The organism is Streptomyces sp. Alt3 (assembly GCF_030719215.1).
Lineage (GTDB): Bacteria > Actinomycetota > Actinomycetes > Streptomycetales > Streptomycetaceae > Streptomyces > Streptomyces glycanivorans.
This window is the reverse complement of the sequence record NZ_CP120983.1, coordinates 5595095-5609312: the sequence shown is the minus strand read 5'-3', so window position 1 is coordinate 5609312 and position 14218 is coordinate 5595095. Positions and strand designations below refer to the sequence as shown.

At 70.3% G+C, this 14218-nt stretch carries 14 protein-coding genes; 5 read left to right on the top strand and 9 right to left on the bottom strand.

Annotated features, from left to right (window positions below; all coding sequences use genetic code 11):
- Positions 1-425: 425 nt before the first annotated feature.
- Both dusB and P8A20_RS24615 read right to left on the bottom strand, forming a co-directional pair.
- A complete protein-coding gene (gene dusB, locus P8A20_RS24620; RefSeq protein ID WP_147963340.1) occupies positions 426-1574 on the bottom strand; it encodes a tRNA dihydrouridine synthase DusB in 1149 nt (382 codons plus the stop codon).
- 141 nt (positions 1575-1715) lie between these two features.
- The gene (locus P8A20_RS24615) at positions 1716-2579 is read right to left on the bottom strand and encodes a helix-turn-helix transcriptional regulator (protein ID WP_306104273.1); all 864 of its coding nucleotides are present in this window, start codon (positions 2577-2579) and stop codon (positions 1716-1718) included.
- Between the two features lie 149 nt (positions 2580-2728).
- Between P8A20_RS24615 and P8A20_RS24610 the strand changes: the two genes are divergently transcribed.
- Positions 2729-4150, top strand: coding sequence for an MFS transporter (locus P8A20_RS24610; protein WP_306105196.1), 1422 nt, complete (start codon positions 2729-2731; stop codon positions 4148-4150).
- Between the two features lie 76 nt (positions 4151-4226).
- Here the strand turns inward: P8A20_RS24610 and P8A20_RS24605 are convergent, their stop codons facing one another.
- The 3 genes from P8A20_RS24605 to P8A20_RS24595 form a co-directional block, all read right to left on the bottom strand.
- Positions 4227-4427: a DUF6243 family protein gene (locus P8A20_RS24605; protein WP_147963342.1), complete on the bottom strand. Its 201-nt coding sequence runs from the start codon at positions 4425-4427 to the stop codon at positions 4227-4229.
- A 195-nt stretch (positions 4428-4622) separates the two neighbouring features.
- Entirely contained in the window at positions 4623-4826 is a 204-nt protein-coding gene (locus P8A20_RS24600; RefSeq protein WP_306104272.1) for a hypothetical protein, read from the bottom strand.
- A gap of 94 nt (positions 4827-4920) precedes the next feature.
- Positions 4921-6303 (bottom strand): glycine--tRNA ligase, encoded by a 1383-nt coding sequence (locus P8A20_RS24595; protein ID WP_147963344.1) that lies wholly within the window; start codon positions 6301-6303, stop codon positions 4921-4923.
- Between the two features lie 216 nt (positions 6304-6519).
- Here P8A20_RS24595 and P8A20_RS24590 point away from each other — a divergent pair, with 216 nt between their 5' ends.
- The 4 genes from P8A20_RS24590 to P8A20_RS24575 all read left to right on the top strand — a co-directional run bounded on the left by P8A20_RS24590 (position 6520) and on the right by P8A20_RS24575 (position 9705).
- On the top strand, positions 6520-7494 hold the full coding sequence (locus P8A20_RS24590) for a metal ABC transporter substrate-binding protein (protein ID WP_306104271.1): 975 nt from the start codon (positions 6520-6522) through the stop codon (positions 7492-7494).
- A gap of 35 nt (positions 7495-7529) precedes the next feature.
- Positions 7530-8306 (top strand): metal ABC transporter ATP-binding protein, encoded by a 777-nt coding sequence (locus P8A20_RS24585; RefSeq protein WP_147963346.1) that lies wholly within the window; start codon positions 7530-7532, stop codon positions 8304-8306.
- On the top strand, positions 8306-9205 hold the full coding sequence (locus tag P8A20_RS24580; protein ID WP_306105195.1) for a metal ABC transporter permease: 900 nt from the start codon (positions 8306-8308) through the stop codon (positions 9203-9205). Before P8A20_RS24585 ends, P8A20_RS24580 begins: the two co-directional genes overlap by 1 nt.
- A 65-nt stretch (positions 9206-9270) precedes the next feature.
- Positions 9271-9705 carry a Fur family transcriptional regulator gene (locus P8A20_RS24575; protein WP_147963348.1) on the top strand — a complete coding sequence of 145 codons (435 nt, stop codon included), beginning with the start codon at positions 9271-9273 and terminating at the stop codon, positions 9703-9705.
- A gap of 65 nt (positions 9706-9770) precedes the next feature.
- Here P8A20_RS24575 and P8A20_RS24570 read toward each other — a convergent pair whose 3' ends face one another.
- The 4 genes from P8A20_RS24570 to leuA form a co-directional block, all read right to left on the bottom strand.
- Entirely contained in the window at positions 9771-10601 is an 831-nt protein-coding gene (locus P8A20_RS24570; protein ID WP_147963349.1) for an isoprenyl transferase, read from the bottom strand.
- A 22-nt stretch (positions 10602-10623) separates the two neighbouring features.
- Complete coding sequence (gene recO, locus P8A20_RS24565) at positions 10624-11370, bottom strand: DNA repair protein RecO (protein ID WP_014156371.1); 747 nt, start codon at positions 11368-11370, stop codon at positions 10624-10626.
- Positions 11371-11469: 99 nt separating this feature from the next.
- Positions 11470-12171 carry a TerB family tellurite resistance protein gene (locus P8A20_RS24560; RefSeq protein ID WP_147963350.1) on the bottom strand — a complete coding sequence of 234 codons (702 nt, stop codon included), beginning with the start codon at positions 12169-12171 and terminating at the stop codon, positions 11470-11472.
- Positions 12172-12406: 235 nt separating this feature from the next.
- Positions 12407-14200 carry a 2-isopropylmalate synthase gene (gene leuA, locus P8A20_RS24555; protein ID WP_147963351.1) on the bottom strand — a complete coding sequence of 598 codons (1794 nt, stop codon included), beginning with the start codon at positions 14198-14200 and terminating at the stop codon, positions 12407-12409.
- Positions 14201-14218 lie beyond the last annotated feature (18 nt).

Genomic DNA, 14218 nt, shown 5'->3' with positions numbered 1-14218 from the left:
GAAGGGCATCTCGTTCACCTCTTGAAGCCATGGTCACCGAGAGACCACCACGGGCACCCGTTCGGGAACTCACCGTGACGGATGACTTGATCGATCAAAGTAAACCCGCTTGGCACCCAGTGCCGTCATTTGAGAAGTACAGCCTGCCCGCGAGTGCTCATCTGAGCAAAACGCCTCTCAGGGGTGGCGAGAATCACGCTCCCGAGTGCGCTCAGATGTCACCATCCGGACGACCGCGGGACAACTGCCGGTCACCACGGCGCGACACAGCGTCGACAAAGCGATCCCGCCCACTTCCCCGAGAGGACCGACATCCGGGTCACGCCGTCGAATCCCCGGGAAGGTGACCGATCCGACGGGAAAAGCCCGCTCGTATGAGCGGGCTTTTCGGGGGCACTCGGTGCCCTGTCGTAGCGGGGAGGCGCTCAGCCGCCCGAGGTGTCCAGCTCCGCGTCGGCGCTGACTCCCGCGCAGTCGTACGGGTCCTTCAGCCAGCCGTCCGGCAGCGCCACCCGGTTGTTGCCGGAGGTGCGCCCCCGGGGGCCGTCCGCGCCGTCCGGCCAGGGCTGGTCCAGGTCGAGTTCCTGGAGCTGTCCGCCCAGTTCCTCCAGGGAGGAGGTGACCGCGAGCTTCCTGCGCATGTCCGAGCCGACCGCGAAGCCCTTGAGGTACCAGGCCACGTGCTTGCGGAAGTCGATCACTCCCCGGCTCTCGTCGCCGATCCACTCCCCCAGCAGCGTCGCGTGGCGCAGCATGACCTCGGCGACCTGGCGCAGGACGGGCTCCTGCCGCGTTCCCGTGCCCTCGAAGGCGCTGACCAGGTCACCGAAGAGCCAGGGGCGCCCCAGGCAGCCGCGGCCCACGACGACGCCGTCGCAGCCGGTCTCACGCATCATCCGCAGGGCGTCGTCGGCGCTCCAGATGTCGCCGTTGCCGAGGACGGGGATCTCGGGGACGTGCTCCTTGAGACGCGCGATGGCGTCCCAGTCGGCCGTGCCGCCGTAGTGCTGGGCGGTGGTCCTGCCGTGCAGGGCGACGGCGGTGACGCCCTCCTCGACGGCGATACGGCCCGCGTCGAGGTAGGTGGTGTGGTCGTCGTCGATGCCCTTGCGCATCTTGATGGTGACCGGGAGGTCGCCCGCCTGTGCCACGGCCTCACGGAGGATCGCGCGCAGGAGCGGCCTCTTGTACGGCAGGGCGGACCCGCCGCCCTTGCGGGTGACCTTGGGGACGGGGCAGCCGAAGTTCAGGTCGATGTGGTCGGCCAGGTCCTCGTCGACGATCATGCGCACCGCCTTGCCGACGGTGACCGGGTCCACTCCGTACAGCTGGATCGAGCGCGGCGTCTCGGTCGCGTCGAAGTGGATGAGCTGCATGGTCTTCTCGTTGCGCTCGACCAGCGCCCGCGTGGTGATCATCTCGCTGACGAACAGCCCCTTGCCGCCCGAGAACTCACGGCACAGGGTGCGGAAGGGCGCGTTGGTGATGCCGGCCATGGGGGCGAGCACGACCGGCGGCTGCACGGTGTGCGGGCCGATCCGGAGCAGCGGGAGGGCGGGGGCGAGCGTGGTCATGGCCCCATTGTCCCGTACGCGCGCGGTGGCGCGGAGACCGCCCGCCCGGGCCTCGCGGAGGAGTGCTCACGGGGCCGACGACCTGGCCTCCCCGGGAAGTGCCCGCAGGGCCTCCCGGAGGGTGCGTGCCGGGCCGTCCGCTCAGGTGTCCGCGAGGGCCGACTCCATCAGCCGCTCCAACCCCTGCCGGGACTCCTCGTCGGAGGGGACGTACGTCACCAGGCGCGGGCCCGCCGAGGGGCCCAGCCACAGGTCGGTGTGGTCGAGCCTGAGCAGCCCCACCCGGGAGTTACGGAAGACCTTGGTGCGGTTCACGGGTCCGACGACCTCGTGCCGGGCCCAGATCTCGCCGAACTCGGGCGAGGCCGCCTCCAGCCGCGCCAGCAGTGCCTTCCAGGCCGGTTCGGCCAGGTGTTCCGCCATCGACGCGCGGCACTTGGCGGCCATCGTCCGGCGCACCCCGGGCAGATCGACGACGGAGGCCCGCCAGTCCTCGTTGACGTAGGCGAGCAGCATGCAGTTGCGGTCCTCCGGCGGGACGTCGTCCAGGTCGCACAGCAGCCTGCCGTAGGTACGGTTGTAGGCGAGGATGTCGTACCTGCTGTTCTGGATGCAGGCCGGGAAGGGCTCCAGGCGTGTGAGCATCTCCTGGAAGGCCGGGGTGACACCGGCGCAGTCCGAGCCGGGTGCGGGGTCGACGGCCCCGGCGAGGGCGAAGAGGTGGGTCCGCTCGCTGCGGTCGAGCAGCAGGGCGCGGGCCAGCGAGTCGAGGACCTGCGGCGAGACCTGGATGTCGCGCGCCTGTTCCAGCCACGTGTACCAGGTGACGCCGACGGCCGAGAGCTGCGCGACCTCCTCACGGCGCAGGCCCGGTGTGCGCCTGCGGGGGCCTCGGGGCAGCCCGACCTGCTCGGGCGTGATCCGCTCACGACGGCTGCGGAGGAAGCCGGCGAGCTCGCTGCGCCGGACGTCGGTCCCGGACACCTCGGTCTGCGTGGTCGTCATACCCCCAGCCTGCCGAACGCCCCGGCGTATTGCCAGGTGCTGTCGGTACCAGGACAAGGAGACTCTGGTACCAGGCTGGGTACCGGTCCAGAGTCGGTGGAGTGAGTGAATCATCCGTACTGACGAAAACTTCCGCCACAGGCATCAAGGTGGCGCGCCACGACCACCCCGCGCCGGTGCTCGGCGGCCTCGGGCTGTTCACGGTGCTGATAGGCGCGGCCCTGCCGCTCATCGACTTCTTCATCGTGAACGTCGCCCTGCCCACCATCGACCACGACCTGGCCGCGGGCCCCGCTCTGCTCGAACTGGTCGTCGCGGGCTACGGCCTCGCGTACGCCGTGCTGCTCGTCCTCGGCGGCCGCCTCGGCGACATGGCCGGACGGCGCAGGCTCTTCCTCATCGGCATGGCCGCCTTCGGCCTCACCTCCCTCGCCTGCGGGCTGGCCCCGGACGCCTGGACCCTGGTGGGGGCGCGGGTGGCGCAGGGCGCCGCGGCCGCGCTGATGCTGCCGCAGGTGCTCGCCACCATCCAGGCGGCCACGGCGGGACACCGCAGGGCGCGGGCCATGAGTCTGTACGGGGCGACCGCGGGGCTCTCCATGGTCGCCGGGCAGATCCTCGGCGGCGTCCTGGTCTCCGCCGCCCCGCTGTCCTCGGTCCTCGGCGAGAGCGCCGGCTGGCGGTCGGTGTTCCTGGTGAACGTCCCGGTGGCGGTGGTGGGGCTGGTCCTGGCCGTCCGCACGGTGCCGGAGAGCCGCTCGGACCGGCCGGCTCCCGTCGACGTACCGGGCACGCTCCTGCTGACCCTCTCGCTGGTCACGCTGCTCGCCCCGCTGACGGAGGGGCGGGCCGCGGGGTGGCCGCTGTGGACCTGGGTGTCCCTGGGCCTGTTCCCGTTCGCCGCGGTGGCCTTCTACCGGGTCGAGCGACGGGCCGACGCCCGGGGGCGGGTCCCGCTGGTGCCGCCGAGCCTGCTGCGGCTGGAGTCGCTGCGGCGGGGCCTCGTGCTGGTGGTGCCGTTCTCGATCGGCTTCGGCGGCTTCATGTTCGTGATCGCGGTGGCCCTCCAGCAGGGCCTGGAGATGGGTCCGGCCGCGGCCGGAATGTCACTGGCCCCGATGGCCGCCGCCTTCTTCGCCGCGTCACTGGCAGGCCCCCGGCTGGTCCGGCGCTTCGGCAGCCGGGTGGTGACGGCCGGCGGGATGATCCAGGGCGTGGGTGTCACGGTGCTGGCACTGACCGTGTGGCACGGCTGGCCGGACCTCGGGCTGCCGGGGCTGCTGCCGGGCGTCGCGATCGCGGGACTGGGGCAGGGGCTTCAGCTGCCGGTCCTGATGCGGATCGTGCTGTCCGACGTGCCGGCCGAGCGGGCCGGAGTGGGCGGCGGCGTGATGACGACGACCCAGCAGGCGGCTCTGGCGCTCGGGGTCGCCACGCTGGGGACGCTCTTCCTGTCCCTGGCGCCAGGTGCGGGGATGCGGGACGCGCTGATCGTGACGCTGCTGGTGCAGCTCGCGGCCGTCGTCCTGACGACTCTGCTGAGTCTGCGGCTGCCCCGCGCGGTGAGGTGAGGTGAGGGGGAGGGACGGGCTCGGGCCCGGATCACGAGGTGATCCGGGCCCGAGCCGTGCGGGTCATGCGAGGAGGTCAGCTCCCGGCCGGTGCGTCCTGCGCCGGAGCGGCCTCAGCGGCGGCGCGCTCACGCATCTTGCGCACCAGCTCCTGCTTCCTGTCCTCGGCGACCTTGCGGTCCTTGTCGCGCGCGGGGCCCGCGCCCTGTCGTTCGGCGGCGGACAGCTTCTTGCGCTGCCCGCCCACGCCGAGAAGGTTGTTGCGGCTCTTTGCCACGGCGTTCTCCCGTTCATGGTGAGGAAGTGAGGATGACGTGTCGTGTATCGATCCGATGGGCGACGGGCGGTCGGGCCCGTCGCGCGCTCACTCGTAGATCTGGAAGAACGAAGACATGACGGAAAGGTACCCCGGCCGCGGGGGCACCTCATCCGGTTTTTCCCGGCCACGCCCCGAGTGCTCCCCCGCGCCGGCTCAGGCGGTCGGGTCGATCGTGGCCTGGTGGGCCTCGGCCAGGTGCTCCTCGGCCTTCAGCCAGGGCAGGAACTGGGCGCCCTTGCGCCACCCGCAGGTGTCGCAGGTCAGCTGCCGCCGGGTCCCCGACTTCCTTACGTGGACGACGTGTTCACGGCCGTGCCGGTCCCATCTGCTGACCTTGCTCGTGGTCATGGACGGCATACCGGGCCTCCCTGTGGACGAGTGCGCCCAGTGTGCACGAGGCCCCCGGTTCCGCGTGGCGGAACCGGGGGCCTCGTACGGACGGCGGGTGCGGTCAGCAGCCCAGCAGACGGGAGCCGAGGTAGCTCTGGATCTGGTCCAGGGAGACGCGCTCCTGCTTCATGGTGTCGCGCTCGCGCACGGTCACCGCGTTGTCGTCGAGGGTGTCGAAGTCGACGGTGACGCAGAACGGCGTACCGATCTCGTCCTGGCGGCGGTAGCGGCGGCCGATGGCACCGGCGTCGTCGAACTCGATGTTCCAGTTCTGCCGCAGGTCGGCGGCGAGGCCCTTGGCCTTCGGCGAGAGCTGCGGGTTGCGGGACAGCGGGAGGACGGCGACCTTGACCGGCGCGAGCCGCGGGTCCAGACGCATCACGGCGCGCTTCTCCATGACGCCCTTGGCGTTGGGCGCCTCGTCCTCGTTGTAGGCGTCGAGGAGGAAGGCCAGCATCGAGCGGCCGACACCGGCCGCGGGCTCGATGACGTACGGCGTGTAGCGCTCGCCCTTCTCCTGGTCGTAGTAGAAGAGGTCGGTGCCGGAGGCCTCGGAGTGCGCCTTGAGGTCGTAGTCGGTGCGGTTCGCGACGCCTTCGAGCTCGCCCCACTCGCTGCCGCCGAAGCGGAAGCGGTACTCGATGTCAGCGGTGCGCTTGGAGTAGTGGGAGAGCTTCTCCTTCGGGTGCTCGAACCACCGCATGTTCTCCTCGCGCAGGCCGAGACCGGTGTACCAGTTCCAGCGCTGCTCCATCCAGTACTCCTGCCACTGCTCGTCCTCGCCCGGCTTGACGAAGAACTCCATCTCCATCTGCTCGAACTCGCGCGTGCGGAAGATGAAGTTGCCCGGAGTGATCTCGTTCCGGAAGGACTTGCCCATCTGCGCGATGCCGAACGGCGGCTTCTTGCGCGAGGTCTGCTGCACCTGGCCGAAGTTGGTGAAGATGCCCTGGGCGGTCTCGGGGCGCAGGTAGGCGACCGAGCCGGTGTCCTGGGTCGGGCCGAGGTGGGTGGAGAGCAGACCCGAGAACGCCTTGGGCTCGGTGAAGGTGCCCTTGTTGCCGCAGTTGGGGCAGTTGAGGTCGGCCAGGCCGTTGACGGGCGGCTTGCCGTGCTTCTCCTCGTACGCCTCCTCCAGGTGGTCCGCGCGGTAGCGCTTGTGGCAGGAGGTGCACTCGGTGAGCGGGTCGGAGAAGGTGGCGACGTGGCCGGAGGCGACCCAGACCTCGGGGGCCAGGATGACCGACGAGTCGATGCCGACCACGTCCTCGCGCGCGGTCACCATGTAGCGCCACCACTGGCGCTTGAGGTTCTCCTTCAGCTCGACGCCCAGCGGCCCGTAGTCCCAGGCGGCCCGCTGGCCGCCGTAGATCTCACTGCAGGGGTAGACGAAGCCACGGCGCTTGCTCAGGCTGACGATGGTGTCGATCTTGTCGGCGGCCACGGTGCTCTCTTCATTACGACGGCGAAATTGGACAGGGGCGGCGCGGAGCGCCTCGCTGGGGGCTGTACGCGAGACGGGCGGGCGAATGCACCAGATTACCGGCGGGCGCACCCCTTGGATCAAATCGGTGGGGCGCATCGCGGTCACCGGGTTCGGATCCGGGCATCTCATCAGCCTTGTTGACAATCGTTTCCACTTTTGTTGAAAATGACTGTCATGAACGTACGTCGCCTCATACCCACAGCCGCCGTCGCCGGAGCAGTCGCCCTCGGCCTCACCACGCTCTCCGCCTGTTCCTCCTCCGACGCGGCCGAGGGCGGGAACGACGGCAAGCTGGACGTGGTGGCGTCCTTCTACCCGATGCAGTTCCTGGCCGAGGAGATAGGCGGGTCGCACGTCTCCGTCACCACGCTGACGAAGCCGGGCACCGAGCCCCACGACCTGGAGCTCTCCCCGCGGCAGACCGGCGGTCTGAGCGACGCCGACTACATCCTCTTCCTCAAGGGCGTCCAGCCCGCCGTCGACGACGCCGTCGAGCAGGCCGGCGTGAAGAACACCGTGGACGCGGCGAAGCTCACCACCCTCGAACACCACGGCTCCGAGGTCGGCCACGACCACGGGCACGAGGAGGAGGGCGAGGAGCACGAGCACGAGGGCGAGGAGGAGGCCGGACTCGACCCGCACATCTGGCTGGACCCCGTGAAGTACGCCGAGGTCGCCGAGGGTGTGGGCAAGTCCCTGGAGAAGGCCGACCCCGACCACGCCGCGGACTACCGCAAGAACACCGACGCCCTGGTCACCGAGCTGAACGCCCTGAACACCGCGTACGAGACCGGGCTGAAGAACGTCTCCACGAAGACTTTCATCACCACGCACTCCGCCTTCGGGTACCTCGCCGAGCGCTACGGCCTCACGCAGGAGGGCATCGCCGGCATCGACCCCGAGGCCGAGCCCAGCCCGGCCCGGATCGACGAGATCCACTCCGTCGCGGAGAAGAGCAAGGCGACCACCGTGTTCTTCGAGACGCTCGCCAGCGACAGGACGGCGAAGACCCTGGCGAAGGACCTCGGGCTGAAGACCGGCGTCCTGGACCCGCTGGAGGGAATCACCGACAAGTCCGCCGGCGCTGACTACATCGAGGTCATGAAGTCCAACCTCACCGCGCTGCAGAAGGCACTCGGCGCGAAGTGACCCAGGAAGCACCCCGACCCGCACCGGAGGCGATCGTGCCCGAGCCCAGTACGCCAGAAGCCGTGATCAGCATGCGCGGAGCCACGGCGACGCTCGGCGCACGCGCCGTGCTGCGGGGGGTGGACCTCACCGTCCACCGCGGCGAGGTCGTGGCGCTGCTCGGCGCCAACGGATCCGGCAAGTCCACCGCCGTGCGTTCCGTCATCGGCCAGGTTCCACTCACCGGCGGGACCGTCGAGCTGTTCGGGACGCCGCTGCGCCGGTTCCGCACGTGGTCCCGCGTCGGATACGTGCCGCAGCGCACCACCGCGGCGGGCGGTGTCCCCGCGACGATCCGCGAGGTCGTCTCCTCCGGGCGCCTGTCCCGTACGAAGCTCGGACTGCCCGGCCGGGCGGACCGGGCGGCCGTGGACCGGGCCATCGAGCTCGTCGGCCTCTCCGACCGTGCGAAGGACTCCGTGAACGCCCTCTCCGGCGGCCAGCACCAGCGGGTCCTGATCGCCCGCGCGCTCGCCTCCGAGCCCGAGGTGCTGATCATGGACGAGCCGATGGCCGGCGTGGACCTGGCCAGCCAGGAGATCCTCGCCTCGACGCTGCGCGAGCAGGTCGCCGGCGGGGCGACGGTGTTGCTCGTCCTGCACGAGCTGGGCGCCCTGGAGCCGCTGATCGACCGGGCGATCGTCCTGCGTGACGGCTGCGTCATGCACGACGGCCCGCCCCCCGAGGCCGTGGGCCAGCACGCGCTGCCCGGCCACGACCACGTACACCCCCACGCGGCCTCCGAGCCCGTCCGGACGGGACTGCTGACCTGATCATGCTGGAATTCCTGAACCCCCCCTTCATGCAGCGGGCACTGATCGCGGCCGTCCTGGTCGGGATCACCGCGCCCGCCATCGGCATCTACCTGGTCCAGCGCCGTCAGGCCCTGATGGGCGACGGCATCGGGCACGTGGCGATGACCGGTGTCGGCCTCGGCTTCCTGCTCTCCACCAACCCGGTGTGGATGGCGACGCTCGTCGCCGTGGCCGGCTCGGTCGTGATGGAGCTGATCCGCTGGTACGGCCGCACCCGGGGCGACATCGCCCTGGCCATGCTGTTCTACGGCGGCATGGCGGGCGGGGTGATGCTGATCAACCTCTCGGACACCGGCTCCAACGCCAATCTGACGTCGTTCCTCTTCGGCTCGCTCTCGACGGTCTCCGAGGAGGACGTCATCGCGATCGTCGCGCTGGCCGCCTTCGTGGTGCTGGTCACCGTGGGGCTGCGGAGGCAGCTGTTCGCCGTCAGCCAGGACGAGGAGTTCGCCCGGGTCACCGGCCTGCCCGTGCGGGCGCTCAACCTGCTGGTGGCCGTGACGGCGGCGATCACCGTCACCGTGGCGATGCGGGTCGTCGGGCTGCTGCTGGTCAGCGCGCTGATGGTGGTGCCGGTCGCCGCCGCGCAGCAGATCGCGAAGTCCTTCAAGGTGACGTTCGTCCTGGCAGTCGTCATCGGTACGGCCGTCACCCTGGCCGGCACGGTGACCTCGTACTACCAGGACGTGCCGCCCGGCGCGACCATCGTGCTGCTGGCCATCGCCGCGTTCGTCGTGCTCACGGCGCTCGCCACGCCGCTGGCCCGCAGGCGCGCCCGGGGCGGCGGGAGCGACGCCGACCGGTGCACCCTTGAGGTACCGGCCGCCCGCGCGGCGAAGGACGACGTGCAGGTGTGACCGTGACCCCCGGCCGGGCTGGCACAATGGCCCGACATACGTACGGGCGACACGAGGAGGCAGCTGTGGCGACGGCGCCGATCAGTGGCACGAACGCGGCCCCGGTACGCGGCCGGTCCACCCGGCAGCGGGCGGCGGTCGCGGCGGCGCTCGACGAGGTCGACGAGTTCCGCAGCGCCCAGGACCTGCACGACGTGCTCAAGCACCGGGGCGACTCGGTCGGACTGACCACGGTCTACCGCACGCTCCAGTCCCTCGCCGACGCCGGCGAGGTCGACGTCCTGCGCACCACCGACGGCGAGGCCGTCTACCGGCGCTGCTCGACGGGTGATCACCACCACCACCTGGTCTGCCGCGTCTGCGGCAAGGCCGTCGAGGTCGAGGGCCCCGCGGTGGAGCAGTGGGCCGAGACCGTGGCGGCGCAGCACGGCTATGTGAGCGTGGCCCATACGGTGGAGATCTTCGGCACCTGCGCGGACTGCGCGAACCCCGAGGACTGACCCCCGGCGGGGCTCAGCACGAACGGCCCGGAGGGGCCCCGGCGACGGGGCCCCTCCGCGCGGTGTCAGCCCTCCGCGGCCTTCTCGTCCTTGGTGATCTCCTCCGCGCCGCCGAAGCGCCGGTCGCGCCGGGCGAACTCCAGGCAGGCGTTCCACAGGTCACGGCGGTCGAAGTCGGGCCACAGGACGTCCTGGAAGACCATCTCGGCGTACGCGCTCTGCCAGATCAGGTAGTTGGACGTGCGCTGCTCCCCGCTGGGGCGCACGAACAGGTCCACGTCCGGCATGTCCGGGTAGTAGATGTACTTCGCGAACGTCTTCTCGTTGACCTTCGACGGGTCGAGCTTCCCCGCGGCGACGTCCTCGGCGATGCGCTGCGCGGCATCGGCGATCTCGGCCCGGCCGCCGTAGTTGACGCAGAAGTACAGCGTCATCCTGTCGTTGTCCTTGGTCTGCTCCTGGGCGACCTGGAGTTCCTGGACGACGGACTTCCAGAGCTTCGGCATACGGCCGACCCAGCGGATGCGGATGCCGAGCGCGTCCATCTCGTCCCGGCGGCGGCGGATGACGTCGCGGTTGAAGTTCATGAGGAACTTCACCTCGTCCGGCGAGCGCTTCCAGTTCTCCGTGGAGAACGCGTACAGCGAGAGGTTCTTGACGCCCATCTCGATGCAGCCCTTGAGGACGTCCATGACGACACCCTCACCGACCTTGTGGCCCTCGGTGCGCGGAAGACCCCGCTCCTTGGCCCAGCGGCCGTTCCCGTCCATCACGACGGCCACGTGCTTGGGCACGAGTTCGCCGGGGATCTTCGGCGGGGTGGCGCCGGAGGGGTGCGGCTCGGGGGTCTTGTACTCACGCCGGTTACGACCGCCGAGCATCCCGCGTACTGCCATGGGCTTCTCTCGTCTCCCTGTGTCACTTTTCCACGTACCGCAGCGAGCGCAGGCCGCGCTCGAGATGCCAGTGCAGATAGGCGGACACGAGTCCGCTCCCCTCCCTGACATGACGCGCCTCGGACGCGTCCGCCGTCTCCCAGTCACCGGTGAGCAACGCGCTCAGCAGTTCGACGGCCTCCGCCGAGGGTACGACGCTCCCGGGCACCCGGCAGTCGCCGCATATGACGCCGCCCGCCGCCACGGAGAAGAACCGGTTCGGTCCGGGCATACCGCACTTGGCGCAGTCGACGAAGCTGGGGGCGTAGCCGTTGACGGCCAGGGAGCGCAGCAGGAAGGCGTCCAGGATCAGGTTCGGCGCGTGTTCGGCGCGTGCGAGGGTGCGCAGCCCGCCGACGAGCAGCAGGTACTGCTGGACCGCGGGCTCACCCTCGTGGTCGGTGAACCGCTCGGCGGTCTCCAGCATCGCGGTGCCGGCGGTGTAGCGGGCGTAGTCGGAGACGATGCCGCCGCCGTAGGGGGCGATCGTCTCGCTCTGGGTGCACAGGGGGAGACCGCGGCCGATCAGCTCGCTGCCGCGCGCGAAGAACTGCACGTCCACGTGGGAGAAGGGCTCCAGGCGGGCCCCGAATTTGGACTTGGTGCGGCGCACCCCGCGCGCCACGGCGCGCACCCGCCCGTGGCCGCGGGTCAGGATCGTGATGATCCGGTCGGCCTCGCCCAGCTTCTGCGTGCGCAGCACGACGCCGTCGTCCCGGAACAAGCTCATGCGTCCATTGTCGCCCACCGGGCCGGGCGCCTGTCGGCGGTCCTCGGCCCCGCCGCCACCGCCGGGGTCCCCAAGGTCCCCGGAAGCCCTAGGGGAGCCTCAGGAAGGCGTACGCGCCGCTTCCAGCAGCTTCGCCGTCTCGGCGGGGCAGAGCTGCAGCGCGCCGCCCACCGTGGTCAGCACCTCGCGCTCCGCCTGGCCGTACGGGCCGTCGGCGAGGGCGATCCGGGCTCCCCGCAGGAGGATCGCCTCACGGCCGGGCACGGCCAGGTGCGGTGCGAGCGGCTTCAGCACCTCGTGCAGCTCGATGGCGAGGGCGGCTCCGCAGGCCTCGGCCGCGGGGTCGCTCCCGTCTCCGTGGCCGGCGTCGGCGGCGAGCACCTCGACGATGGTGAAGAGCTGTTCCTGGGAGCAGTCGTCGAGTCCGGCGTCGCGGACGACGGCTGCGGCCGTCTCCAGGACGGTGCGGGAGGTGGTCCCGCCGGCGGCGAGCACGGCGAGAGTGACCGTGTGCACGGCCTCCCGCAGCATGGCGGAGAAGCGGGTGGTGGTGGGGTGGTCGAGGGTGTCCGGCTCGAAGTGCGTGCCGCAGGCGGCGCATTCGACGACGGGCCCGGCGGTACCCCGGGCCAGCAGCGGCAGTCCGAGGACGGTGAGACGGTGGCGGCCCGTGAGGCGCCGGTAGTTGCGGTCGCCTCCGCAGCACGGGCAGAAGAACTCGCCGTCGCCGACGGTGTCCCAGACGGTGCGGATGCCGTAGAGGCGCAGTCCTACGGCGCGTTGTCCTTTGGCTGTCCGCACGTCGCACACCTCCGTGACTCCCCCGTACGCCTTCCGGGCACGGGAGGTGACCCCGCGGCCACATTGCCGCGTTGGACGTGATGTTAGCCACATGCGTGATGCGACGTCAGCATCCCGGACGTCACAACACCCGGATATGGCCGAACCCCGCCCACCTTCGTCGGGTGGACGGGGCTCTCGGGCCGTACGTTTCAGCGGCGTATCCGATGTTTGTCCGGAATGCCGCCTGCCGTTGTCAGCGGGTCGCGCGGTTGACCGCGGAGACGACCGCCTTGAGCGAGGCACGCGTGGTGTTGGCGTCGATACCGATGCCCCACAGCACCTTGCCGTCGATCGCGCACTCGATGTAGGAGGCGGCCTGGGCGCTCGCGCCCTCGCTCATCGTGTGCTCGGTGTAGTCCAGCAGACGGGCGTCGATGCCGATGGCCTGCAGCGCTTCGAAGAACGCGGAGATCGGGCCGTTGCCCGTGCCGGTCAGCACCGTGTCCGTGCCGTCGACGGTGGCCTCGACGGTGATGGTGTCCTGGCCGTCGCTCCCGGTGGTCGTCTGACCGGAACGGATCTGCACGCGGCCCCAGGCGTTCTCGGGGCTCGGCAGGTACTCGTCCCGGAAGGTCGACCAGATCTGGGTCGGCGTGACCTCGCCGCCCTCGGCGTCGGTCTTGGCCTGAATGATCCGGGAGAATTCGATCTGCATCCGGCGCGGCAGGTCCAGCTTGTGGTCGTTCTTCAGGACGTAGGCGATCCCGCCCTTGCCGGACTGCGAGTTGACCCGGATGACGGCCTCGTAGGAGCGGCCGACGTCCTTCGGGTCGATCGGCAGGTACGGCACCGCCCACTCGATGTCGTCGACGGTCACGCCCCGGGCGGCCGCATCGGCCTCCATGGCGTCGAAGCCCTTCTTGATGGCGTCCTGGTGGGAGCCGGAGAAGGCGGTGTAGACCAGGTCGCCCGCGTAGGGGTGGCGCGGGTGGACCTCCATCTGGTTGCAGTACTCGCTGGTGCGGCGGATCTCGTCGATCTGCGAGAAGTCGATCTGCGGGTCGACGCCCTGGGAGAACAGGTTCATGCCCAGGGTGACCAGGTCGACGTTGCCGGTGCGCTCGCCCTGGCCGAACAGGCAGCCCTCGATGCGGTCGGCGCCCGCCATGATCGCCAGTTCGGCGGCGGCGACGGCGGTGCCGCGGTCGTTGTGCGGGTGGACCGACAGGCAGACGTACGGGCGGCGGGTCAGGTTGCGGGACATCCACTCGAACCGGTCCGCGTGGGTGGAGGGCGTCGAACGCTCCACCGTGGCGGGCAGGTTGAGGATGATCTCGCGTCCCTCCTCGGGCTGCCAGACGTCGCAGACGGCCTCGCAGACCTCCAGGGCGAAGTCCAGCTCGGTGTCGGTGAAGATCTCCGGGCTGTACTGGTAGCCGAAGATCGTCTCGTCGCCCAGGATCTTGTCGGCGTACTCCATGACCAGCCGGGTGCCGTCCACGGCGATCTGCTTGACCTCCTCCTTCGAGCCGCGGAAGACCACGCGGCGGAAGGTGGGGGCGGTGGCGTTGTACAGGTGGACGGTGGCCCGGTGGGCTCCGCGCAGCGACTCGACGGTGCGCTCGATCAGTTCCTCACGGGCCTGCGTCAGGACGGAGATCGTCACGTCCTCGGGGATCGCGCCCTCTTCGATGATCGAGCGTACGAACGCGAAGTCGGTCTCGCCGGAGGACGGGAAGCCGACCTCGATCTCCTTGTAGCCCATGCGTACGAGCAGGTCGAACATCTCGCGCTTGCGGGCCGGTGACATCGGGTCGATCAGGGCCTGGTTGCCGTCACGCAGGTCCGTGGACAGCCAGCGGGGCGCCACGGTGACGCGGTTGTCCGGCCACGTGCGGTCCGCGATGTCGACGGCCTCGTAGCCGCGGTACTTGTGGACCGGCATCCCGGACGGCTTCTGCAGCTGCTTCGCGTTGGTCACCGGAGTGGGGCCACCGACGGGGGTGGTGACGGCATCGGTGTGCGCGGGGGGATTCACTGCGGTCATGGCGTACGGCTCCTCTGA

What these genes read in the sequence shown, in the direction of transcription:
- P8A20_RS24615 (WP_306104273.1), bottom strand. Translation starts at nt 2,579, where the DNA reads ATGACGACCACGCAGACCGAGGTGTCCGGGACCGACGTCCGGCGCAGC.
- P8A20_RS24570 (WP_147963349.1), bottom strand. Translation starts at nt 10,601, where the DNA reads ATGGCAGTACGCGGGATGCTCGGCGGTCGTAACCGGCGTGAGTACAAG.
- recO (WP_014156371.1), bottom strand. Translation starts at nt 11,370, where the DNA reads ATGAGCTTGTTCCGGGACGACGGCGTCGTGCTGCGCACGCAGAAGCTG.
- leuA (WP_147963351.1), bottom strand. Translation starts at nt 14,200, where the DNA reads ATGACCGCAGTGAATCCCCCCGCGCACACCGATGCCGTCACCACCCCC.
- dusB (WP_147963340.1), bottom strand. Translation starts at nt 1,574, where the DNA reads ATGACCACGCTCGCCCCCGCCCTCCCGCTGCTCCGGATCGGCCCGCAC.
- P8A20_RS24600 (WP_306104272.1), bottom strand. Translation starts at nt 4,826, where the DNA reads ATGCCGTCCATGACCACGAGCAAGGTCAGCAGATGGGACCGGCACGGC.
- P8A20_RS24590 (WP_306104271.1), top strand. Translation starts at nt 6,520, where the DNA reads ATGAACGTACGTCGCCTCATACCCACAGCCGCCGTCGCCGGAGCAGTC.